25 protein-coding genes are annotated in these 21,802 nt (G+C 73.8%); 6 read left to right on the forward strand and 19 right to left on the reverse strand.

All coding sequences use genetic code 11. The features are described from left to right. Positions 1–174: 174 nt before the first annotated feature. From L2C96_RS35710 to L2C96_RS35720, 3 genes are read left to right on the forward strand one after another with little or no spacing between them, the layout of a single operon-like run. Entirely contained in the window at positions 175–1,452 is a 1,278-nt protein-coding gene (locus L2C96_RS35710) for a 4-hydroxy-3-methylbut-2-enyl diphosphate reductase (RefSeq protein ID WP_237339326.1), read from the forward strand. Beyond that, a complete protein-coding gene (ispG, locus tag L2C96_RS35715; protein ID WP_237339327.1) occupies positions 1,449–2,546 on the forward strand; it encodes a flavodoxin-dependent (E)-4-hydroxy-3-methylbut-2-enyl-diphosphate synthase in 1,098 nt (365 codons plus the stop codon). The genes L2C96_RS35710 and ispG overlap by 4 nt, the downstream gene beginning before the upstream one ends. Positions 2,547–2,562: 16 nt before the next feature. Beyond that, the gene (locus L2C96_RS35720) at positions 2,563–3,192 is read left to right on the forward strand and encodes a pyridoxamine 5'-phosphate oxidase family protein (RefSeq protein ID WP_039792108.1); all 630 of its coding nucleotides are present in this window, start codon (positions 2,563–2,565) and stop codon (positions 3,190–3,192) included. Positions 3,193–3,368: 176 nt separating this feature from the next. Here L2C96_RS35720 and L2C96_RS35725 read toward each other — a convergent pair whose 3' ends face one another. Genes L2C96_RS35725 through L2C96_RS35760 form a run of 8 tightly spaced genes read right to left on the reverse strand, consistent with a single transcriptional unit; the run spans position 3,369 to position 7,948 of the window. Then, positions 3,369–3,545, reverse strand: a complete 177-nt coding sequence (locus L2C96_RS35725; protein ID WP_020423265.1) for a hypothetical protein — start codon at positions 3,543–3,545, stop codon at positions 3,369–3,371. After that, positions 3,545–3,886, reverse strand: coding sequence for a DUF3140 domain-containing protein (locus tag L2C96_RS35730; protein WP_237339328.1), 342 nt, complete (start codon positions 3,884–3,886; stop codon positions 3,545–3,547). Before L2C96_RS35730 ends, L2C96_RS35725 begins: the two co-directional genes overlap by 1 nt. Before the next feature lie 3 nt (positions 3,887–3,889). Then, the gene (locus tag L2C96_RS35735) at positions 3,890–4,108 is read right to left on the reverse strand and encodes a DUF3618 domain-containing protein (RefSeq protein WP_020423263.1); all 219 of its coding nucleotides are present in this window, start codon (positions 4,106–4,108) and stop codon (positions 3,890–3,892) included. Beyond that, entirely contained in the window at positions 4,105–4,524 is a 420-nt protein-coding gene (locus L2C96_RS35740; protein WP_020423262.1) for a phage holin family protein, read from the reverse strand. The genes L2C96_RS35735 and L2C96_RS35740 overlap by 4 nt, the downstream gene beginning before the upstream one ends. 53 nt (positions 4,525–4,577) lie before the next feature. Continuing rightward, positions 4,578–6,359, reverse strand: a complete 1,782-nt coding sequence (gene ctaD / locus L2C96_RS35745) for an aa3-type cytochrome oxidase subunit I (RefSeq protein WP_020423261.1) — start codon at positions 6,357–6,359, stop codon at positions 4,578–4,580. Between the two features lie 58 nt (positions 6,360–6,417). Further along, positions 6,418–7,134: a metallophosphoesterase family protein gene (locus tag L2C96_RS35750; RefSeq protein WP_237339329.1), complete on the reverse strand. Its 717-nt coding sequence runs from the start codon at positions 7,132–7,134 to the stop codon at positions 6,418–6,420. Next, positions 7,131–7,391 (reverse strand): BON domain-containing protein, encoded by a 261-nt coding sequence (locus L2C96_RS35755; RefSeq protein ID WP_020423259.1) that lies wholly within the window; start codon positions 7,389–7,391, stop codon positions 7,131–7,133. Before L2C96_RS35755 ends, L2C96_RS35750 begins: the two co-directional genes overlap by 4 nt. Continuing rightward, the gene (locus L2C96_RS35760) at positions 7,391–7,948 is read right to left on the reverse strand and encodes a nucleotidyltransferase family protein (RefSeq protein WP_020423258.1); all 558 of its coding nucleotides are present in this window, start codon (positions 7,946–7,948) and stop codon (positions 7,391–7,393) included. The genes L2C96_RS35755 and L2C96_RS35760 overlap by 1 nt, the downstream gene beginning before the upstream one ends. Positions 7,949–8,047: 99 nt before the next feature. Here L2C96_RS35760 and L2C96_RS35765 point away from each other — a divergent pair, with 99 nt between their 5' ends. Together L2C96_RS35765 and L2C96_RS35770 are read left to right on the forward strand one after the other, a co-directional pair. Continuing rightward, the gene (locus L2C96_RS35765; protein ID WP_237339330.1) at positions 8,048–8,428 is read left to right on the forward strand and encodes an ATP-binding protein; all 381 of its coding nucleotides are present in this window, start codon (positions 8,048–8,050) and stop codon (positions 8,426–8,428) included. A gap of 319 nt (positions 8,429–8,747) precedes the next feature. Further along, positions 8,748–9,122, forward strand: a complete 375-nt coding sequence (locus tag L2C96_RS35770; protein ID WP_237339331.1) for an STAS domain-containing protein — start codon at positions 8,748–8,750, stop codon at positions 9,120–9,122. 3 nt (positions 9,123–9,125) lie between these two features. On the opposite strand, the gene L2C96_RS35775 is transcribed toward L2C96_RS35770, so the two are convergent. The 11 genes from L2C96_RS35775 to L2C96_RS35825 all read right to left on the reverse strand — a co-directional run bounded on the left by L2C96_RS35775 (position 9,126) and on the right by L2C96_RS35825 (position 21,203). Next, positions 9,126–10,391 carry a UDP-glucose dehydrogenase family protein gene (locus L2C96_RS35775; RefSeq protein ID WP_237339332.1) on the reverse strand — a complete coding sequence of 422 codons (1,266 nt, stop codon included), beginning with the start codon at positions 10,389–10,391 and terminating at the stop codon, positions 9,126–9,128. A 1-nt stretch (position 10,392) separates the two neighbouring features. Beyond that, the gene (locus L2C96_RS35780) at positions 10,393–11,337 is read right to left on the reverse strand and encodes a glycosyltransferase family 9 protein (RefSeq protein ID WP_237339333.1); all 945 of its coding nucleotides are present in this window, start codon (positions 11,335–11,337) and stop codon (positions 10,393–10,395) included. Continuing rightward, positions 11,334–12,023: an SDR family oxidoreductase gene (locus tag L2C96_RS35785; protein ID WP_020423253.1), complete on the reverse strand. Its 690-nt coding sequence runs from the start codon at positions 12,021–12,023 to the stop codon at positions 11,334–11,336. The genes L2C96_RS35780 and L2C96_RS35785 overlap by 4 nt, the downstream gene beginning before the upstream one ends. 10 nt (positions 12,024–12,033) lie before the next feature. Then, positions 12,034–13,395 carry a D-glycero-beta-D-manno-heptose 1-phosphate adenylyltransferase gene (gene rfaE2, locus L2C96_RS35790; protein ID WP_237339334.1) on the reverse strand — a complete coding sequence of 454 codons (1,362 nt, stop codon included), beginning with the start codon at positions 13,393–13,395 and terminating at the stop codon, positions 12,034–12,036. Further along, positions 13,392–13,955: a D-sedoheptulose-7-phosphate isomerase gene (locus L2C96_RS35795; RefSeq protein ID WP_020423251.1), complete on the reverse strand. Its 564-nt coding sequence runs from the start codon at positions 13,953–13,955 to the stop codon at positions 13,392–13,394. The genes rfaE2 and L2C96_RS35795 overlap by 4 nt, the downstream gene beginning before the upstream one ends. Further along, entirely contained in the window at positions 13,952–14,965 is a 1,014-nt protein-coding gene (locus tag L2C96_RS35800; RefSeq protein WP_237339335.1) for a glycosyltransferase family 9 protein, read from the reverse strand. The genes L2C96_RS35795 and L2C96_RS35800 overlap by 4 nt, the downstream gene beginning before the upstream one ends. Beyond that, entirely contained in the window at positions 14,962–16,452 is a 1,491-nt protein-coding gene (locus tag L2C96_RS35805; RefSeq protein ID WP_020423249.1) for an HAD-IIIA family hydrolase, read from the reverse strand. Before L2C96_RS35805 ends, L2C96_RS35800 begins: the two co-directional genes overlap by 4 nt. After that, positions 16,449–18,077: a carbamoyltransferase family protein gene (locus tag L2C96_RS35810; protein ID WP_237339344.1), complete on the reverse strand. Its 1,629-nt coding sequence runs from the start codon at positions 18,075–18,077 to the stop codon at positions 16,449–16,451. The genes L2C96_RS35805 and L2C96_RS35810 overlap by 4 nt, the downstream gene beginning before the upstream one ends. A gap of 60 nt (positions 18,078–18,137) precedes the next feature. Beyond that, the gene (locus L2C96_RS35815; protein WP_237339336.1) at positions 18,138–19,076 is read right to left on the reverse strand and encodes an NAD-dependent epimerase/dehydratase family protein; all 939 of its coding nucleotides are present in this window, start codon (positions 19,074–19,076) and stop codon (positions 18,138–18,140) included. A 52-nt stretch (positions 19,077–19,128) separates the two neighbouring features. Beyond that, on the reverse strand, positions 19,129–19,950 hold the full coding sequence (locus tag L2C96_RS35820) for an EamA family transporter (RefSeq protein ID WP_237339337.1): 822 nt from the start codon (positions 19,948–19,950) through the stop codon (positions 19,129–19,131). A gap of 719 nt (positions 19,951–20,669) precedes the next feature. Continuing rightward, on the reverse strand, positions 20,670–21,203 hold the full coding sequence (locus L2C96_RS35825) for a MarR family winged helix-turn-helix transcriptional regulator (RefSeq protein ID WP_237339338.1): 534 nt from the start codon (positions 21,201–21,203) through the stop codon (positions 20,670–20,672). Between the two features lie 136 nt (positions 21,204–21,339). Here L2C96_RS35825 and L2C96_RS35830 point away from each other — a divergent pair. Beyond that, on the forward strand, positions 21,340–21,802 hold a 463-nt coding region (locus L2C96_RS35830; protein ID WP_237339339.1), incomplete at its 3' end, for a manganese catalase family protein.

Consider the following 21,802-nt stretch of genomic DNA (forward strand, 5'->3'; position numbering starts at 1 on the left):
CCTGAGGCCTGCCCTCGGTGCGGGCATCCCGCACCCCTCGGGGTGCCACCCGAGGGGTGCCCGGAGGGTCGCTGCGGGGTCACCCGCGGCGCGGCCCTCCGGCGCCACCCCGAGGTGCCGTCCCGGCGCCCACACCGCCCGAGAAGACCAACCCCACCTGGAACGGGAGAGACCATGTCGTTCACCGCAGCGCAGAGCATTCTCGCCGCGCATCATCCTGGCCGGCCGGCTCCCGGGGAGGTTCTCGTCGCCGATGAGTTGCTCTGGGCGGACCGTCCGTCGGTCCGCTGTCCCGGCGCCGGGTTGCTCGAAGGCGAGCTGCGGCGCCGCGGGATCGCGACCGCCCGCGGGCCCCTCTACGTCGACACCGACCACGCCGCCGCGGTCGCCCTGCGCGCCGTGCTCCCCGCGGCCCGCGGGCCGGCCGGGCTGGGCGTCGCGGCCACCGGGCAGGCCTCCTCCGCGCTCGCGGCCGCCGTGAGCGCCGCGATGGCCGCGGTGCTCGCCGTCGCCGGGCGGCCCCGCTCGGTGCTGCTCGCCGCGCCCCGGTCGTTCTGCGCGGGCGTCGAACGGGCCATCGAGATCGTCGAGCGCCTCCTCGCCCAGCGCGGCGGGCCGATCTACGTCCGCAAGGAGATCGTCCACAACCGCCACGTCGTCGACGACCTCCGCGCGCGGGGCGCGGTGTTCGTCGACGAACTGGACGCCGTGCCGCGAGGAGCGACCGTCGTGTTCTCCGCGCACGGCGTCTCCCCCGCCGTGCGCGCCGAGGCGGACCGCCGACGCCTCAAGGTCGTCGACGCCACCTGCCCGCTGGTCACCAAGGTCCACGCCGAGGCGCGCCGCTTCGCCGGGCAGGGCGACACCGTCCTGCTGATCGGCCACGCCGGGCACGAGGAGGTCGAGGGCACCCTCGGCGAGGCGCCCGACCGGACCGTCCTGGTGCAGTCGGTCGAGGAGGCCCGCCGGGTGCGGGTGCCGGACCCGGACCGGGTCACCTACCTGACCCAGACCACCCTCAGCGTCGACGAGACCGCCGAGGTGCTCACCGAGCTGCGCCGGCGCTTCCCCGCGTTGCGCGGCCCCGCCTCCGACGACATCTGCTACGCCACCACCAACCGGCAGGACGCACTGCGCTCGGTCGCCAGGGACACCGACCTGGTCCTGGTGGTGGGGTCGCGGAACTCGTCGAACTCGCTGCGCCTCGTCGAGCTGGCCGAGCGGGCGGGCACGCCCGCCCACCTGATCGACGACGCGCGGGACGTGCGGCCCGAGTGGCTGTCCGGGGTGGAGCGGATCGGGCTCACCGCCGGCGCGTCGGCGCCGCCCAGGCTGGTCGACTCGGTCGTCACCGCGCTCGGCGGCCTCGGCCCGCTCACCGTCGGCGAACGGGAGACCACCCGCGAGACCATCCACTTCACGCTGCCGACGGCCGTGCGGAGGAAGTCGTGACCGCGGTGGCGCTGGGCGTGCCGCGGGTGCCCGCGCCGCGCCGGAAGTCCCGGCAGGTGCTGGTCGGCGACGTCCCCGTCGGCGGCGGGGCGCCGGTGTCGGTGCAGTCGATGACCACGACCGTCACCGCGGACGTCGACGCCACCCTCCGGCAGATCGCCGAGCTGACCGCGGCCGGCTGCCAGATCGTCCGGGTCGCGGTGCCCAGCTCCGACGACGCCGAGGCGCTGCCCCGGATCGCGGCGAAGTCGGCCATCCCGGTGGTGGCGGACATCCACTTCCAGCCGAAGTACGTCTTCGCCGCGATCGAGGCCGGCTGCGCGGCGGTGCGCGTGAACCCGGGCAACATCCGCAAGTTCGACGACAAGGTCGCCGAGATCGCCGGTGCGGCGAAGGACCACGGCACGCCGATCCGCATCGGCGTCAACGCCGGATCCCTGGACCCGCGGCTGCTCGGCAAGCACGGCAAGGCCACGCCCGAGGCGCTGGTGGAGTCCGCGCTGTGGGAGTGCTCGCTGTTCGAGGAGCACGGGTTCACCGACCTGAAGATCTCCGTCAAGCACCACGACCCGCTGGTGGTGATCGAGGCCTACCGGCAGCTCGCGGCGCGCTGCGACTACCCGCTGCACCTCGGCGTCACCGAGGCCGGGCCGGCGTTCCAGGGCACGGTCAAGTCCGCGGTGGCGTTCGGGGTGCTGCTGCACGAGGGCATCGGCGACACGATCCGCGTGTCCCTGTCCGCGCCGCCCGTCGAAGAGGTCAAGGTCGGCACGCAGATCCTGGAGTCGCTGGGGCTGCGGCCGCGGCGGCTGGAAATCGTGTCGTGCCCGTCGTGCGGCCGCGCACAGGTGGACGTCTACCAGCTCGCCGAGCGGGTCACCGCCGCGTTCGACGGGTTCCCGGTGCCGCTGCGCGTCGCGGTGATGGGGTGCGTGGTGAACGGGCCCGGTGAGGCGCGGGAAGCCGACATCGGGGTGTCGTCGGGCAACGGGAAGGGGCAGATCTTCGTCAAGGGCGAGGTGGTCACGACGGTGCCGGAGAGCCGGATCGTGGAGACGCTGCTGGAGGTGGCGCTCGAGCGGTTCCCCGCATGACCGATAACCTGCGGGCATGGATCTCACTGGGGTGACCGAAGTGTCGGGCGAGGACGAGCTGCGGGAGCTGATCGGGCAGCCGCTGCCGCAGGCGGTGCACAAGCAGCGGGCGGCGCTGCACGAGCTGGACCGGCAGTGGCTCGCGCTGTCGCCGTTCTGCCTGATCGCCACGTCCGACGCGGCCGGCCGCTGCGACGTCTCGCCCAAGGGCGACCCGGCCGGGTTCACGGTGGTGCTCGACGACCGCACGATCGCCGTGCCGGAGCGGCCGGGCAACCGGCGCGCCGACGGGTTCCGCAACATCCTCGCCAATCCGCACGTCGGGCTGCTGTACTTCATCCCCGGCCGCGGCGACACGCTGCGGATCAACGGACGGGCGCGGCTGGTGAGGGACGCGCCGTTCTTCGACGAGATGGTCGTCAAGGGGCACCGGCCGCGGCTGGCGATCCTGGTGGAGATCGACGAGGTGTTCCACCACTGCTCGAAGGCGTTCCTGCGGTCGCGGCTGTGGGAGGCGGACACCTGGGCGCCGGAGGAGATGGCCCCGCGCGCGGTGATCGCCAAGACGCTCGAGCGGCGGGACGCGTCACTGGCGGAGCTGGAGCGCTACTACGGCCAGGAGTACGCGAAGAAGCTCTACGCCTGAGGAGGGCGCGAACGCGCAACGGCCCGCGGCGTCCCCTCCCGGACACCACCACGGACCGCCCGCTCCCCCTACCGCCCCGCGGGCCATCCACCTCCGGATCGCCTGACGCCGGGCGGCAAGCGCGCAACGGCCCGTGGTGCCCCCTCCGGGACAACACCACGGGCCGTTCGCTTCCCCTACTGCCCCTCGGGCCGTTCACCGGCCAGGGGGACGTCCGGGTCGTCGTCGGCGGGTGGCTCCGGGTCGCGCCACTCCTCGGCGCGGCTGGACCGGTTGCCCTGCAACGTGCCGCGCAGTTCGGCCTTCAGCGCGTCGTCCTCGCGCGGGCTGTGCTTCTCACTGCCGCGTTCCATCAGCCGGCCCCTTTCAGCGGGTCGTGCCCGATCGTCATCAACCGGTGGCGCCAGTTCTCCTGGCCCGCCGTCGGCTCCAGGTCGTCCCGCCGTTCGGCGTGCACCTTGTCCACCACCTTGCGCATGACGCGCTCGTCGTCCTCGGTGAGGTCCGTCCGGCGCTTGCCGAGGATCTCCAGGACGTGCTGGCCGGTTTTCGTGCCCGACTGGTCCGGCAGCTCCTCGCTGTCCGTCCCCGCCGAGCGGACCCGCAGCCAGTCCCCGAGCTCCCGCGAGGTCATGTTCACCACGCGGTGGAACTCGTCCCACAGTGTTTCGTCCACATGCGACTGCGTTGCCATCTGTCACCTCCGGGCGGTCAGCCTTCGCACGATCACGAAGACCAGCGCCAGGATCCCGATCCCGGCGCCGGCGCCGAGCGCGATCCGCTGTGTCGTGTGCGCGGTCTCCCGCACCTTCCCCGCCAGGGCCTCGGCGGTCTCGCCGAGCTCCTGGCGGGTGAGTTCCAGGTCGAGCCGCGCCTGTTCGGCGTCGTGCGGGAAGGTGTCCTTCTTCGTCGTCATCGGCGCACCCCCTTCCGCAGGGCCGCCACGTCCTTGGGCACCCCGGACGCCGCCTCCTGCGGCACCGGCGGCACCGCCGCCGACAGCTGCTTCTTGCCCGCCAGCCCGGCCACCCCGCCGATCAGCAGCAGCGCGCCGCCGACGATCAGCGCGGCGGCCCACCCCGGCATCACCAGGGCCAGCGCCAGCACCGCGGCGGCGACCAGCGTCGCCGCTCCGAACAGCGCGAGCATCCCGGCCGCGCCGGCCAGGCCCGCGCCGGTGCCGGCGCGCTTGCCCTTCCGCCGCAGCTCCTCGGCGGCCAGCCGCATCTCGTCCCGGACCAGCCGCTGGATCTGCTGCGACATGTCCTGGACGAGCTGCCCGATCGAGCGGTCGTCGACCGCGGTCGACCCGCGGCCCGTGCTCTCAGTCATGCCTCGCCTCCCTTGGGGTAGCTCGTAGTCCGGCTACCCCCGGGCGGAGAGCACTAATCGTGCGCGGTGGGCGAGCTGCCCTCGCTGAGCTCCTCGGTGGCCTTCTCCGACGGCGTCTTCGGCGCCTCGGAGTGCGGGATGGTCTTCCCGGTGAGGGTGATGTGCCCTTCGTCGTGCAGCCGCTCCACCAGGTGCGGGTAGTGCAGCTCGAACGCGGGCCGCTCGGACCGGATCCGGGGCAGCTCCAGGAAGTTGTGCCGCGGCGGCGGGCAGGTGGTGGCCCACTCCAGCGAGTTGCCGTAGCCCCAGGGATCGTCCACTTCGACCGGATCCCCGAACCGGTAGCTGCGCACCACGTTGTAGACGAACGGCAGCATCGAGGCGCCCAGGATGAACGCGCCGATCGTGGAGATCGTGTTCAGCACGGTGAACCCGTCGCTGTCCAGGTAGTCGGCGTAGCGGCGCGGCATGCCCTCGTCACCCAGCCAGTGCTGCACCAGGAACGTCGTGTGGAACCCGACGAACGTGGCCCAGAAGTGCAGCTTGCCGAGTCTCTCGTCGAGCATCCGCCCGGTCATCTTCGGGAACCAGAAGTACACCCCGGCGAAGGTGGCGAACACGATCGTGCCGAACAGCACGTAGTGGAAGTGCGCCACCACGAAGTAGCTGTCGGTGATGTGGAAGTCCAGCGGCGGCGACGCCAGGATGATGCCGGTCAGCCCGCCCAGCAGGAACGTCACCAGGAACCCCACCGACCACAGCATCGGCGTCTCGAACGTGAGGTGCCCCTTCCACATCGTGCCGATCCAGTTGAAGAACTTGATCCCGGTCGGCACCGCGATGAGGAACGTCATGAACGAGAAGAACGGCAGCAGCACCGCGCCGGTGGCGAACATGTGGTGCGCCCACACCGCGAACGACAGCGCGGTGATGCCCATCGTCGCGAACACCATCAGCCGGTAGCCGAACAGCGGTTTGCGGCTGAACACCGGGATGATCTCGGTGATGATCCCGAAGTAGGGCAGGGCGATGATGTAGACCTCGGGATGGCCGAAGAACCAGAACAGGTGCTGCCACAGGATGGGCCCGCCGACGGCCGGGTCGAACACGTGCGCCCCGATCAGCCGGTCGGCCAGCAGCCCGAACAGCGCCGCGGTCAGGATCGGGAACACCGCGAGCACCAGCACGCTGGTGAACAGGATGTTCCAGGTGAAGATCGGCATCCGCCACATGGTCATGCCGGGGCAGCGCAGGCACACGATCGTGGTCAGCATGTTGACCGCGCCGAGGATGGTGCCCAGACCGGAGACGATCAGGCCGGTGATCCACAGGTTCCCGCCGATCCCGGGCGAGTTCGCCGCGTCGGACAACGGGGTGTAGGCGGTCCAGCCGAAGTCCGCCGCGCCGCCCGGGGTGAGGAACGAGGACAGCACGATCGAGCCGCCGAACAGGAACAGCCAGTAGGAGAACGCGTTCAGCCGCGGGAACGCCACGTCGGGCGAGCCGATCTGCAGCGGCAGGATCAGGTTGGCGAAGGCGAACACGTTCGGCGTCGCGTAGAGCAGCAGCATGATGGCGCCGTGCATGGTGAACAGCTGGTTGTACTGCTCCGGCGACAGGAACTGCATCCCGGGCCGCGCCAGCTCGCCGCGCATTAGCAGCGCCAGCGCGCCGCCGATGACGAAGAAGCCCAGCGACGTGTAGAGGTACATCAGGCCGATCAGCTTGTGATCGGTCGTCTTCGCCATCTTCACCAGCAGGTTGCCCCTGCGGTGCCTGGCCGGCAGCTCGTACCGGTTGCCCAGGACGATGGGACGTGCCTTCAGCTCCGTCATGCGCCCTCCCCGGGTGCCGAGTGGACGAACCCAGGGTGCTCCCGATCACACCGGTGAATCAAGCCCCTAACCCGTAGGTGGCGTAGGCGCTGCGGATGACCGGCTGGGCCACGTTGCGCACCCGCACCCCGCCCGGGGTCACGCCCTGTTCGCAGCCGAAGTGCGCGTGGCCGTGCAGGGCCAGGTCGGCGCCGCATTCGTCGATGACCTCGCCGAGCTGGTAGGCGCCGAGAAACGGGTAGATCTCCGGCGGCTCGCCGCGCAGGGTCTCCGGGATGGGCGAGTAGTGGGTGAGCGCGACCCGGTAGTCGACGTCGTCGAGCTCCAGCATCGCGCGGCGCAGCGCGTCCGCCCGTTCGATGCTGTGTTCGACGAACGCCTTCATCTCCCGCTCGCCGAACGCGCTGGCGCACTTGCCCGCGAACCCGCCGCCGAAGCCCTTCACCCCGGCGACGCCGAGGGTCTGCCCGTCGACCTCCAGCCGGGTCGAGGCGCCCTCCAGCACCTGGATGCCGTTGTCTTCGAGCAGCTTGGTGATGTCGTCCTGCCGGTCGCTGTGGTAGTCGTGGTTGCCCAGCACGGCCACGACCGGCCGGTCCAGGCCGCTGAACTCGTCGGCGACCACCTCGGCCTCCTCCAGCGCGCCGTGCCGGGTCAGGTCGCCCGCCAGCAGCAGCACGTCGGCCAGGTCGCCGAGGTGTTCCAGGGCGGGGCGCAGCAGGCCCCGCGCGTCCTCGCCGAGGTGGACGTCCCCGACCGCCGCCACGCGGATCACCGCAGGTCCTCCCTCCGGGCCGGTTCACGGGTGTCGGCCACCCGCACGTCGTTGTGCACCCGCAGGCCGGGCGCGACCTCGTGCAGCACGTTCTCCAGCTCGGCGCGCCGCTCGTCGCAGGTCACCTCCCCGGACAGGTGCACGTCGTCGCCGCGGACGTTGACCCGGACGCCCATCTCGGCCGTCCGGGGGTCCTCGGCCAGCGCGCGGCGCAGGTGGGCCGCGCGGTATTGGGGTGTCTCGTGCTCGGTTGTCATCACGCGGTTCCTTCGAGCTCGACGACGTCCAGCGAGTCCAGCAACGTCAGGAACGCCTTCGCGTAGGGAGACTCGCCGGTCTCCTTCGCCACCCGCTCCCAGTCCACCTGTTCCCGCAGGTCGCGCGCGATGTGCAGGAGCGGGGCGAAATCGCAGCGGTGCGCGTCGAGGACGAGCAGCTTGTCGATCATGATGTCGGTGCCGTTCAGGACCGGCGCCATGGTCGGGCCGACCCGCATCACGTCGGAGCGGCTCAGCGTCTCGTCGGTGACGGCGCGGTAGTTGGGCCGGAAGATCAGGTCGACCAGCACGTCGCCGTCCCAGACCTTGCTGAGCCAGTCCTCCGGCGGGTCCTCCGGCCGCATGCCCTCCGCGACCAGGGCCGCGCGCGCGGCGGGCACGTCCTCCTCCTTGAGGAAGACGTCGACGTCGTGGTCGGACGGTGGCCCGCCCCTGGCGTAGACCGCGCAGCCGCCGGACACCGTGAACGGGATCTCCCGAGCCGTCAGCGTGGTGACCACCTTGGTCAGCGTGCGCAGCAACGACTGCTCGTCCATGCCCGGCCGGGTACCCGTGCCCGGCCGGGGCAAACGACGGGGGTTTCGCGCCCCGGCCTCGGGGTATGTCCCGTCCCGTCCGCAAGGGTTGGGAGCGCGATGCGCCGCAGTACCGAGCTGAGGCTGCCCAGGACACTGGACGCGGCGCGGCGGGCACGCCGCTTCACCACCGAGGTGTGTGCGAAGTGGCGGGTGCCCGGCCTGGCGCCGGACGCGATCGTGATCGTCACGGAGCTGGTGGAGAACACGCTGCGGCACACCCGCGCGGCGCCCCGGCTCGGCCTGAAGCTGCACCGAGACCACCTGAAGGGGGACCAGCTGACGGTCAGTGTCACCGACGACGACCCGAACGAGGCGGTCATCCGGGAAAGCGGTCACCCGCCCGGACTGGGGCTGCTGCTGGTCGCGCAGACCTCCGAGCAGTGGGGGTGCGACCGGGAGCCCGCCGGCGGCAAGACGGTGTGGGCGACCGTGCGGTGAGCGGCGGACCCGGCGGTGCGGGACCACCGCTGTCCCGCACCGCCGGTTGCACCCACCACGACGACCCAGGCGGCGGCCGGGGACGGCTCGCCGTCGTGCCGACCAGCACCGGATACCCGCGGCGAAACATCGCTAACCGGATGACCCGGGTTGCCAACGCGGCTTGCTGGTCCGTACCGTCGGTGGGGAGCGGTTGAGTGACCAGCCGTGCCGGGGAACGACACACCCGGCCCTTGGGCTTTCGAATTTCGACTCTTCGAACACTTGGACGCGTGTGTGGCTTTCCCCGCTGTGCTCACCACAACCCGGGGAGACTCCCGTGTACGAAGCTCACGAACTCCGCATAGACCTCACCGACCGCGCCGACGGCATCCGGCTGGCCCGCCTCACCGGTGAACTCGACCTCGCCGCGGCGCCCGCGCTGCGCGACTTCCTGACCCGCTGCGTGGACGACGGCCGCACGTTCATCATCGACCTCGAATCGATCGCCTTCCTCGGCTCGGCCGGCCTGCAGGCCCTGGTCGACGCCGACGAGGCCGCCGCCCGGCGCTCCGTGCGGTGGGCACTGGCCGGCAGCCACCGGGTGGTCGTCCGCCCGCTGCAGGTCACCGGCCTGCACGAGCAGCTGCCGCTCTTCCCCAGCGTCACCGTGGCCGCCCGCCACCTCACGCAGGGCGCACCCGTCGCGCACTGACCGTCACTCCCCGGCCGGGTGCCCGAGCCGCAGGCAGCGCAGCCCGCTCCCCCGCAGCGCCGCGGGATCGAGCACCCCCCGGGTGTCCACCACGACGTCGCCCTCGGCGACGGCCGCCAGCTGGCTCCAGTCGAGCCCGCCGAACTCCGGCCACTCGGTCAGCACCACCAGCACCCGGGCGCCTTTGGCGGCCAGCACCGGGTCGTCCACGCGCTGGACGGGCCCGGCCTGGTCGCCGCCGGTCACGCCCGGGTCGTAGCCGGTCAGCACGGCGCCCGCCGCGGCGAGCCGGGCGGCCACGGCCAGCGCGGGCGAGTCCCGCAGGTCGTGCGTGCCGGCCTTGAACGTCAGCCCGAACAATCCGATCCGCACCCCGTCCAGCCGCCCGCCGGCCGCCTGGCGGATCCGCGCGACCACGTGGTCGTGCTGCCGGTCGTTAGCCTCGATCGCGGACCGCAGGATCGTCAGGTCCACCCCGGCCGCGGCGCCGGTCGCCACCAGCGCGCTGGTGTCCTTGGGCAGGCACGACCCGCCCCAGCCGGGGCCGGGGTGCAGGAAGTGCGGCCCGATCCGCTCGTCCAGGCTCATCGTGCGAGTGACGGCGTCGATGTCGGCCCCGGTGCGCTCGCACAGCCGGGCCAGCAGGTTCACGTACGACAGCTTCAGGGCCAGGAACGCGTTGCTCGCGTACTTGCCCAGTTCGGCGCTGGCGTGGTCGGTGCGCACCACCGGCGCGCCCAGGTCCGCGTAGAGGGCGGCGACCCGCGCCACCGCGGGTTCCTCGCCGCCGAGCAGGATCCGGTCCGGGTGGCGGAAGTCGTGCACCGCGTGGCCCTCGCGCAGGAACTCCGGGTTGCTCACCACCGGGATCCCGGCGGTCTCCGCGATGCGGGCGCAGGTGCCCACCGGGACGGTCGACTTGACCACCAGCACGGTGTGCGGGCCGGGGTGGAGCGCCGCGAGCACGGCCTCGACCGCGCCGAGGTCGGCCGCGCCGTCCGGGCCCGCCGGGGTGGGCACGCAGGCGAACACGAACTCCCGGCCGTCCAGCGCGCCGGGGTCCGGGGTGAACCGCAGCCGCCCGGCGGCCAGCCCGTCCCGCACGAGCGGGGCCAGGTCCGGCTCGCCCAGCGCAACCTCGCCGCGGGACAGCTGATCCACTTTGGACTGATCGACCTCGGCGCACGTCACGTCGTGGCCGAGCCCGGCGAGGCAGGCTGCGGTCGTCAGGCCGACGTAGCCGGCCCCGGCGACCCCGACGGCCGCCACGTCACACCTCCGCCACCGGCCGGAGCACCTTCCGGCCCGCGGCGACGACCTCGTCGACGGTGATGCGCAGCAGCCCGGCGGCCGGGGTGTCGGCGAACGGGTCGCCCTCCTCCCCCGCCCACAGAACGACGTGCCGGTCCTCGGTGCCCGGCGGCGGCCCCCACCGCCACGGCGGGGTCGGGCCGAACAGCAGCACCGACGGGGTGCCGTAGGCGGTGGCCAGGTGGCCGACCCCGGTGTCGCCGCTGATCACCAGCCGCGCCCCGGCCACGAGGGCGGCCAGCTCGGTCAGACCGGTGCGCCCGGCCAGCACCGCGTCCCCGCCGAGGCCGGCGGCGGCCGCGAGGTCTCCCGCGAGGTCCCGTTCCGCGGCGCTACCGGTCACCACGACGCGGTGACCAGCGCGGGAGAACTCGCGTGCCACCTCGGCGAAGCGCCGGGGCGGCCAGCGCCGTGACCCGAACGCCGCGCCGGGGTGCACGACGACCGCGTCCGCCGCCGGGCTCGGCACCCCGGGCCGGGCAAGTCCGAGGTCGTGCCGGTCGGCCGCGATGCCGTGGAACGCGAGCATCCGGCACCAGCGCAGCACCTCGTGCTGGTCCTCCCGCCAGTCCGGGCCGTCCAGATCCGGGAAGTCCGGGTGCCGGTGGGCCAGCAGCCGGTCCGGCCGCGCGGCCAGCAGGTCCGTCACGCTCTCCGGGCCGCTGCCGTGCAGGTTGACCGCCAGGGCGGGCGGCGCGCCGGTCCAGCGCAGCGCGCCGAGGCCGGTCGTGGGTAGCACCCGGTCGACCGCGCCGGTGAGCGCGGCCAGCTCGTCCAGCGCCGCGGGCGCGGCGAGGGTGATCCGCGCGTCCGGGAACGCGGCCCGCAGGCCGCGCAGCGCCGGGACGGCGACCAGGAGGTCGCCCACCCCGAGCGCCCGCAGCACCAGGACGTCGCCGGTCACGGCCAGGAGCCCTCCTCGGAGTGCGCCACGACCAGTTCGCGCACCTCGCAGCCGGCCGGCTGGGACAGCGCGAACAGCACGGTCTGCGCCACGTTCTCCGGATTGTTCAGCTTCGCGTCCGCGGGCGGCTTGTACTGCTCGTCGCGGGAGTCGAAGAACGCGGTGTGCATGCCGCCGGGCACCAGCATGGTGACGCCGATGCGGCCGGCGGTCTCCGCGGCCAGCGCGCGAGTGAAGCCGACGACGCCCCACTTCGACGCGCAGTAGGCGGTGGCGTCGCTGACCGCCTTGATGCCCAGGGTGGACGCCACGGTGACGACCTTGCCGCGCGAGCGCTCCAGGTACGGCAGCGCGGCGCGCACCACGGCGGCGGTGCCGAACAGGTTGACCTTGACGACGCGCTCCCAGTCCTCTGTGGACACGTCGGTCAGCTTGCCCGGGAAGTCGATGCCCGCGGCGGTGAACACCGCGTCCAGCCCGCCGGCCTGCTCGGCCAGCTCCGCGACGGCCCGCTCGGTCTCCGCGGTGTCGGTGAGGTCGACCGGCACGTAGGGCACCCCGGCGACCGGGGGCTTGCGGTCGAGCACCAGCGGGGTCCCGCCGGCGTCCGCGACCGCCTTGACGGTCGCCGCGCCCAGCCCGGACGCGCCCCCGGTGATCAGTACCTTGCCTGGCGATGCAGCCATGTCTCCCCTTCTATCCGTTGGACACGGTCTCGATGAGCCGCGTGGTGGAGTAGCCCTCGACGGTCGGCACGAGCACGACCTTGCCGCCGTTCTCACGGATCACCTCGGCCTCGGGCAGGTCGGCGCCCTCGTAGTCGCCGCCCTTGACCCAGACGTCGGGCCGCAGCGTGCGCAGCACCTCGACCGGGGAGGACTCCTCGAACACCACGACGGCGTCGACGGACTCCAGGGCGCTGAGCACGCGCACCCGGTCGGCGGCGGTCACGACCGGGCGGCCCGGTCCCTTCAGCCTGCGCACCGACTCGTCGGAGTTGACGCACACGATCAGCGCGTCGCCCAGCTCGCGGGCGCGCCGCAGCAGGGTCACGTGACCGGGGTGCAGGATGTCGAAGCACCCGCCGGTGGCGACGACCCGGCCGCCACGGCGCCGGACCCGCTCGGCCAGCTCGAAGCCGGTCAGTCCCTCGGGCGGGCGGATCGGTTCGGCGGGCTCGGACAGCGCGGTGGCCGCGCCCGCGGCGACGAACCGGGCCGCCGACTCGACCGCGGAAGCCACGGCGTTCGGCAATGCGGCGCCCTCGAACAGCGCCGCGGTGACGGCGCTGGCGAACCGGTCGCCCGCGCCGCAGGTGTCCGGCCGGACGCTCGCCGGGACGCGGGCGGCGTTGGGCACCGGGATGGTCCGCGTGCCGGTGCCGTCGGCGAGGACGGCACCCTTGGAGCCGACGGTCACCGCGACCGCCTCGGCCGCCCATTCGGCCCGCAGCCGCTCGGCCAGCTCCTCTGGTGTGCCGGGCTCGCCGGCGAAGTTGGCGGCCTCGCTGTCGTTCGGGGTGACCAGCGCGGCGCCGGGCACCGGCGGGCCGCCGCGCGGGTGCGGGTCCCACACGACCGGCGCGTCGGTCGCGGCCAGCAGCTCCCGGATCCGCGGGTGGCTCGCCACGCCGCGCCCGTAGTCGGCGACGAGGATCGCGGACGCCTCTCGCAGCACGGCCACCGTGCGCTCGTCCAGCGGCTCGTGCGCGGCGCGCCCGTCGCCGTGGTCCAGTCGCACGACCGACTGCCCGGCCGCGCGGATGCGGGTCTTGCGGACGGTTTCGCCCTCCAGCGGCAGCGCGCACAGCTCGACCTCGCCGGCGAGCAGCCGGGCCAGCCGCGCCCCGCCCTCGTCCGCGCCGAGCGCCGTGACCAGCACGACGTCCGCCGCGGACCGGGCGGCCAGGCGGGCGGCGAGCCCGGCGCCGCCGGGACGGTGCCATTCGCGGCCGACGTCGACGACCGGCACCGGCGCCTCCGGGCACAGCCGGTCGGCGTTGCCGTCCACGTCGATGTCGAGCAGCGTGTCGCCGACCACCACCAGCGGGCCGGTCACGAGGGCACTCCCAGCGCCTCGTCCAGCGCGGCGCACAGGCCGTGGATCACCGCGAGGTGCGCCTCCTGCACGGTGCCGGTGCTGGGCGCGTCGATCATCACCGCGTCGTCGCTGACCGAGGACAGCGCGTTCGGGCCGGGGCCGGTCAGCGCCCACGTCGTCATGCCCAGTTCGTGCGCCGTCTTCGCCGCGGCGCACACGTTCTGGCTGCGGCCGCTGGTGGACAGCGCCACCAGCACGTCGCCGGGGCGGCCGTGCGCGCGCACCTGCCGCGCGAACACCTCCTGGTCGCCGTAGTCGTTCACGATCGCCGTCGCCGCCGAGGTGTCGGCGTGCAGAGCGATCGCCGACAGCGGCTGCCGGTCGTTGACGAACCGGCCGACGAGCTCGCCGGTCAGGTGCTGGGCCTCGGCGGCGCTGCCGCCGTTGCCGCAGGCGAGCAGCCGTCCGCCGGCCCCGAGCACCTCGGCGAGGTGACGACCCCACGCCTCGATCCTCGGCGCCAGCGCGGTCAGGTCCCGCATGGTCGCGGCCAACGCCGCGAACCGCTCTTCGATCACGCTGCACCTCCTAGTTTCTCCACGGCCCGCAGGACTTCCTCGGGCGGAACCCGGTCCAGGCACGGGTGGCCGGGCACCGGACAGGTCCGGGCCCGGGTGTCACGGCAGGGGGCGTCCTGATCGCCGAGCAGGACGAGCGGCACCCCGTAGGGCGCCCACCGCGCGGCAGGCACCACCGGCGCGAACAGCGACACCACGGGGGTGCCGACGGCCGCGGCGAGGTGCGCGGGCCCGGTGTTCGGGGCGACGGTCACGCGCGCCCCGGCGAGCACGGCCGCGAGGCCGTGCAGATCGGTCTTCCCCGCCAGGTCCAGGCCGTGGTCACCGGCGACCCGGGCGGTCAGGTCCCGTTCGGACGGGGCGCCGGTGACGACGACCCGGTACCCGGATTCGGCGAGCAGCCGGACGACCTCCGCGTTGTGCTCGGCGGGGTACTGCCGGGCGGGCACCGACGCCGCCGGGTGCACCACGACGTAGCCGGGTTCGCCGACCAGGCCGGACACGTCCGGCAGGGGCTCGCGCACGGCCAGCCGCCCGTCGTCGGCGGGTGGCAGCTCGAACCCGGCGGCCCGCGCCAGCGACAGGGCGCGTTCGGCCTCCGGCGGGTCGCCCTCGACACGGTGCCGCAGGTCCAGCAGGGATCCCGGGTAGTCCTCGCAGATGGCGCCGATCCACGGCACCCCGCACTCGCGCAGGACCAGCGCGAGCGGCAGCGGCGACTGGTGGAACGAGGTGACGATCAGCGCCGCATCCGGTTGCGCCGCGCGGATGTGCGCGCGCAGTTCGGCCAGGTGGGCGGGCGTCGCCGCGGGCGGCTGCGGGTCGATCCACGGCGCGCACCACTCGACCACCTCGTCGACGCCGGGCAGCAGTTCGGCGGCCGCGCGCCCGTGCGGCCCGGCCAGGAACGTGACCGTGTCGGCCTCCGCCGCGACGGCGCGCACCAGCGGCCCGGACAGCAGGACGTCGCCCGCGTTGTCCAGCCGCGCCACCAGAACCCGTGACCTCACCACTTCCGGTCCCCCATCGCCAGCCCGACCGCCTCGGCCAGGTCACCCGCCACCAGCGCGTCCCGCCGCGCGGCTTCGATCTCCGCGGCCCGTGTGCGCGGGGTCGGCACCAGGACAGCCCGTGCGCCCGCGGCGCGGGCGGCCTCGATGTCGGCGCCGATGTCCCCGATGACCACGCAGTCCTCGGGCCGCACCCCCAGTGCCAGCGCGGCACGTGTCACCAGGCCGGGCTTGGGCTTGCGGCAGCAGCAGCCGTCGCCGTCGGCGTGCACGCACACCTGCCAGGTGCCGAACGGCCCGAGCAGCTCCTCGACGCGGGCGTTCACCGCGGCCAGCTCGTCCGGGGTGATCAGCCCGCGGGCCACGCCGGACTGGTTGCTCACCACGCCCACCGGGACGCCGGCGGCGCGCAGGCGGCGCAGCACGTCCTCGGCGCCCGGCACGGGGCGCACCTTGTCCGGGTCGTTGTTGTAGGGCTCGTCGTGGATGAGGGTGTCGTCGCGGTCGAACAGGATCGCCTTGGCGACCGGGCGCGGGCGGCGGACCCGCACCTCGCCGGCGAGCCGGTGGGCCACCGCGACGGGCGGGATCAGCACGCTCGTGACAGTCATCTTCGCCAGCTCGTCCGCCGTCTTCGGCCCGGGCAGGATGCGGCGCAGCGCGAACTCCGCGGTGAGACCGAGCCACGCGATGCCCGCGAAGGCGGCCGGGGTGTTGCGGCGGGCGGCGGCGAACGCGAGCGCGGCCGCGCCGCTGAGGGTGGTGAGCGCGTGGCGGCCGAGACGGCCGGGACCGGCCGCGGACAGTTCCCTCCACTGTGGACCGAATTTGCGGCGCATCAGCGCGTTGTCGGCGTTGCCCCGCTGCGCGCGCACGCTGGCGAAGAAATCGCCGTGCCGCGCGGGATGCAGGGTCCGGCGGGTGCCGTGCTCCAGCCGCCACCCGGCCTGCCGGACGCGCAGCGCGAGGTCGGCGTCCTCGCGGAAGGCCCGCGGGAACCGCTCGTCGAAACCGCCCACGGCGGCGAGAACCGCGCGCCGGTACGCCATGTCCGCGGTGATCCACTCCGCGGTGGCGAGCCCGGCGGTGTCCCGTTCCAGATCGGTGGGGCGGCGGCCGCCGGTCGGGCCGGGCACCACGATCCGGCCCTGCGAGGCGGCCACGTCGGGAGCCAGCGACTCCAGGTCGGTCACCAGCCGGGACGGCCAGTCGGCGGTGGTGCGGACGTCGTCGTCGAGGAACGCGATCCACTCGGTGTCGGCGGCGCGCCAGCCCACGTTGCGCGCCGCGGCCGGGCCGCGGCCGCCGGAGCGCAGCACGCGCACCTTCAGGTTCGTGTCGGGCAGCGGCAGGTCGCCGGGCTCGGGGCGGTCGTCGACGACGATGACCTCCGCCGGTCCCGGCCCGATGCCGTGGCCGAGCGCGGACAGCAGAGCCCGGAGGCTGTCCCGGCCGGTCGTCGGGACAACCACGGTGTAGGCCGTCATGCCGGCCTCCGCACCACGAACGGGCCGATGGCGAGCAGGTCGATGGGGCTGGAGCCGAAGCACTCCAGCGCGTCGCGGGGCGAGTCGACCATCGGGCGGCCCGCGGTGTTGAGGCTGGTGTTGACGACGACGGGAATGCCGGTGCGGGCGGCGAACTCGTCGAGCATCCGCGCGACCAGCGGCTCGTCGGCCGGGTCCACCGTCTGGATCCGCGCGGTACCGTCCACATGGGTCACCGCCGGGATGCGGTCCCTCCACTCCGGACGGACGTCGTGCACGAACAGCATGTGCGGACTGGGCACCGGGCCGCGCTCGAACAGCTCCCGCGCCCGGCCGGCGAGGACCATGGGCGCGACCGGGCGGAACTGCTCGCGGCCCTTGACGTCGTTGAGGCGTTCCAGGTTGCGCCGGTGGCCGGGGTGCGCGAGCAGCGAGCGGTGGCCCAGCGCACGCGGGCCGAACTCGGCGCGGCCCTGGAACCAGGCCACGATCTCGTCGTCGGCGAGCGCCTGCGCCACGGTGGCGGCGAGGTCGTCCGGCCGGTCGTAGGGCAGCCGCGCGGTCTCGAGCGCCTGCTGGATCTCCGCGTCGGTGAAGCCCCGGCCGAGGTCGGCGCCCGGCATCGGCGCGGCCGGTTCGCCCAGTTCCGCGGCGAGGTGCAGGGCGGCGCCCAGAGCGGTGCCCGCGTCGCCCGCGGCGGGCTGCACCCAGATCTCGTCGAACGGGCCTTCGGCGAGCAGCCGGGTGTTGGCCACGCAGTTCAGCGCGATGCCGCCGGCCATCGTGAGCCTGGGCTGCCCGGTCTGGGCGTGCAGCCAGCGCAGCAGGTCGAGCAGGACCTCTTCCAGCCGCTGCTGCACGCTGGCCGCGAGGTCGGCGTGCTCGGGCCGGAAGTCCGCGCCGGGTTCACGGCGCGGCGCGAACCGGGTCAGATCCACCGGCGCGGCGAGGAAACCGCCGTCCGGCAACGCGGCGAGCACCTCGGACAGCTCGTCGCGGAACCGCGGTTTCCCGTACGAGGCAAGGGCCATCACCTTGTACTCGTCGCTGGACCGCGCGAACCCGAGGTGTTCGGTGAGGTCCTCGTAACGCAGGCCCAGCGAGTGCGGCAGCCGTTGCGCGGCCAGCTCGGCCAGCTTGCCGTCGCGGTACTCGCCGGCCAGGTAGGACGTCGCCTCGCCGCGGCCGTCCGCGACCAGGACGGCGGCGTCGCCGAACGGCGCGGCCAGCCCGCTGGACGCGGCGTGCGCGACGTGGTGACGGACGAACCGCACCTTGCCCGGGTCCAGGCCGGGCAGCGCGGTCTTCAGGAAGTTCGGGGCGCGGCGCGCGTAGGTGGTGCGCAGCTCCTCCCAGCCCGGGTCGACGCCGTCGAGATCGTGATCGACCAGGTCCGGGTCGTAGGAGTAACCCACGGCGTCCAGGTCCGCGGGCTCCAGGCCGGCCTCGGCCAGGCACCAGCGGGCGGCTTGCTCGGGGAGTTCCCAGGTGGCGAACGGGACCGGGCGCTTGCCGTGCTTGCGGCGGCTGAACCGCTCCTCCTCGGCGGCGGCGACCACCCGGCCGTCCACCACGAGGGCGGCAGCCGGATCGTGGAACACCGCGTTGATCCCGAGGATCCGCAAGCTCGTTACCTCCACATCCGGTCACCACTGCTACTTAGCGCTACCCCTGCTACTCCTCGTCTAAACGAGACTGACGTGGGTGGCGAACCACTCCAGGGTCCGGCGCAGGCCCTCGTGCAGCTCCACCCGCGGCTGCCAGCCCAGTTCCCGTTGCGCCACCGCGATATCGGGGCAGCGTCGTTGCGGATCGTCCACCGGGGCCGGGATGCCGCGCACCGGGACGCTCGTGCCTGCCAGCCGCTGGATTTCCCCGACCAGGTCGCGAATGCGGAGTTCGTGCGGGTTGCCGAGGTTGACCGGTCCCGGGAGATCGCTGTCCGCCAGCGCCAGCAGGCCGTCGACGGTGTCGTCCACATAGCACAGGGAGCGGGTCTGGGCGCCCTCGCCGGCGATGGTGACCGGCTCGCCGGTGAGGACCTGCCTGATGAACGTCGGGATCGCCCGGCCGTCGTCGGCGCGCATGCGGGGGCCGTAGGTGTTGAAGATGCGCGCGATGCCGGTGTTCACGCCGCGCGCGCGGCGGTAGGCGGCGGTGAGCGCTTCGGCGTAGCGTTTGGCCTCGTCGTACACGCTGCGCGGGCCGACCGGGTTCACGTTGCCCCAGTAGGTTTCGCGCTGCGGGTGTTCGCGCGGGTCGCCGTAGACCTCGCTGGTCGAGGCCAGCACGAACCGGGCGCCGTTGGCCTGCGCGAGGTCCAGCGCGTGGTTGGTGCCCGCCGCGCCGACCTGCAGCGTCTCCACCGGCAGGCGCTCGTAGTCGCGTGGCGAGGCGGGGCTGGCCAGGTGCAGCACCAGGTCGACGTGGCCGGTGATGTCCAGTCCACGGGCGACGTCGGCCTCGACGAAGCGGAAGTCGCCGCGCAGGTGCGCGATGTTGTCCGCGCGGCCGGTGGACAGGTTGTCCACGCAGGTGACGCGCATGCCGCGGGCGAGCAGGCGGTCGCAGAGGTGGGAGCCGACGAAGCCCGCTCCACCCGTGACGACCGCATGCCCTGGCACGCACTCCTCCTACCCGGCGGAGTCACTTCGAAACGCTACGGAGGTACTTCTCCTACGCCAGGGCTAACAGGGCGAGTGCCGCGGCAGCTCCGCAGACACCCAGAGTCTGCTTGCGGCTGAGGCGTTCACCCAGGAAGAGCAGTGCGAGCACCACGGGGATGGCCGGGTAGAGGGCGGCCAGGACGGTCGCGACGGCGAGCAGCTGCTGGTGGGTGGCGACCCAGTAGAGCACGATCGCGACGCTGCCGAGCGCGCCCGCGGAGGCGGCCGGCCAGGCGAGGCGGGGCCGCAGCGCGAGCGGGGTGCGCGTGCCGAGCACGAGGGGCAGGATGACGGCCACGGACGCGGCGCGGCTGACGACGATCGGCCAGAGCCCGGCGTCCAGCGGCACGGGCTTCATGGCGAGGAACTGGATCGCGAAGCCGGCCCCCGCGACGAGCGCGTCCCGGATGCCCGGCCCGGCGGGACGCCCGCCGCCGGAGACGAGCCAGATGGCGGGCAGGGCGAGCACGATGCCGGCGATCGCCGCGGGCGAGGGCCGTTCCCCGAGGAAGGCCAGCCCGGCGACCACGGGCAGCGCGACGGCCCCGACGTCGCTGACGGGCACCACGACGCTCAGCGCGTCCCGGCTCATGGCCCGGTAGAGGAACCCGACGCCGATCCCCGTGCCGGCGCCGGAGAGCGCGCCCCACCAGATGCCGTGGCTCGTGGGAGCCGACCAGACCAGGGCGACGAGCAGGGTGACGAGGGTGCCGCCGAGCTGCGCGTAGAGGGAAACGGTGAGCCCAGGCGCCCGGCGCGCGACGACGCCGTTGACGAAGTGGGTGACGCCGAAGCACCCCGCCGACGCGAGGGCGAGCAGCTCCCCGGTCATCGGCGACCTCCAATGCCGGCCAGCCCGCCCGCGACGGCAGCAGACGCGGCGGCCAGGCGCATCGACCCGCCGACGGGCTGCCCAGAACGCGACTCCGCGGCGCCGGCTCCCGCAGGAGCCACCCCACACCGGGGGCACCCCACGCCACGGCGCCGCGCAGCGGCCACCGCCCGCCCCTGCTCACCGGTCATGAGGGATCTCCAATGCCGGCCAGCCCGCCCGCGACGGCAGCAGACGCGGCGACCAGGCGCAGCGACCCGCCGCCAGACTGCCCAGAACGCGACTCCGCGGCGCCGGCTCCCGCAGGAGCCACCACACACCGGGGCACCCCGCGCCACGGCGCCGCGCAGCGGCCACCGCCCGCGCCGGACCAGGGCTTTGCTCACCGGTCATCAGCGGCCTCCCGCGCGCGGCAACGCCCGCCCCACCGCGCCGCCCCGCCTCCAATGCCGGCCAGCCCACCCGCGACGGCAGACCACCCAGAAGCCGATTCCGCGGCTCCCGCGCAAACCACCAGGCACCGGGAGCACGCGCAGCGGCGCCGCGCCACCGATCGCCCCCGACCAGGGCTTTGCTCATCGGTCATCAGCGGCCTCCCGCGCACGGCAACGCGCGCCCCACCGCGCCGCCCCGCCTCCGCTGCCTGGCAGGGGCCTCCCGCACCTGGCAGACGGTTCTCCGGTCCACTGCCCCGCGCGGGCCGAGTGGCCCACCCCTGCTCACCCCTCATCAGCAGCCTCCCGCGCCCGGCAGGCCGCCCCCACCGGGCACACCTCTCCTTCCGCCACGCACGCCTCGCGGTCGCACAGCCGGCACAGGCGGTCGGCCTCCGGGAGTTGCTCGTACGCCGCCGTCAGCAGCTTCCCCGCCAGCTCCGCGAACACCTCCCGCTCCCGCTCGTCGAGCGCCGCCGTCAACGAGCCGAGCCGCCCGCCGCGGCGGCCGAGGATCCGCCCCGCGGTCTCGACGCCGGCCGGGGTCAGGTGCACGGCGACCGCCCGCGCGAGGGTGGGCCGCCGCTCGACCAGGCCCCGCCGCTCCAGCGCGTCCACCATCCGCGCCGCGGCCGGCTGGCTCAGGCCGACCCGCCGCCCCAGCTCGGTCACCGACAGCCCGGGCGCCGTGGACAGCACCACCAGCGCGGCCGATCCGCTCACGCTCGTGCCCGCGGCGGCCGTCGCGTCGGTCAGGGCGAGGTCGTTGACCGTCAGCGCGAGAGCGCCGAGCAGGTTCGCCAGCCTTTCGTCATGCATGACTCATGCATAGGTCATCGGAGTGGGATCCGCAAGTCGGCGGGGTGAACGCGAATAACCCGCCCGCCCGGGGGAAGCCCCCCGTCTGCACGCACGACCCAATTGCAACTTTCCTTCGTTTCCAAGGGAGATCTCTGTGTTCCGACACACGAAACTGCTGCAGTTCGAGGCGAAGCCGGAGCGTCCGGACCCGTACTACGCGCGCAAGCTGCAGGAGCTCATCGGCGGGGCCTACGGCGAGATGACCGTGACCATGCAGTACCTGTTCCAGGGCTGGAACTGCCGCATCGAGGGCAAGTACAAAGACCTGATCATGGACACCGCGACCGAGGAGATCGGTCACGTGGAAATGCTGGCCACCATGGTCGCCCGCCTGCTGGAGGGCGCGCCGGCCACCGCGACCGCGGAAGCCGCCAAGGACCCGGTGATGGCCGCCGTGCTGGGCGGGATGGACCCGCAGCAAGCCATCGTCTCCGGCGGCGGCGCCGTCCCCGCCGACTCCAACGGCACCCCGTGGAACGGCAAGTACATCGTCGCCTCCGGAAACCTGCTGGCGGATTTCCGGGCCAACGCGGCGGCCGAGGCGCAGGGCCGGCTGC

The sequence above is a fragment of the Amycolatopsis tucumanensis genome (assembly GCF_021654135.1).
GTDB lineage: Bacteria > Actinomycetota > Actinomycetes > Mycobacteriales > Pseudonocardiaceae > Amycolatopsis_E > Amycolatopsis_E tucumanensis.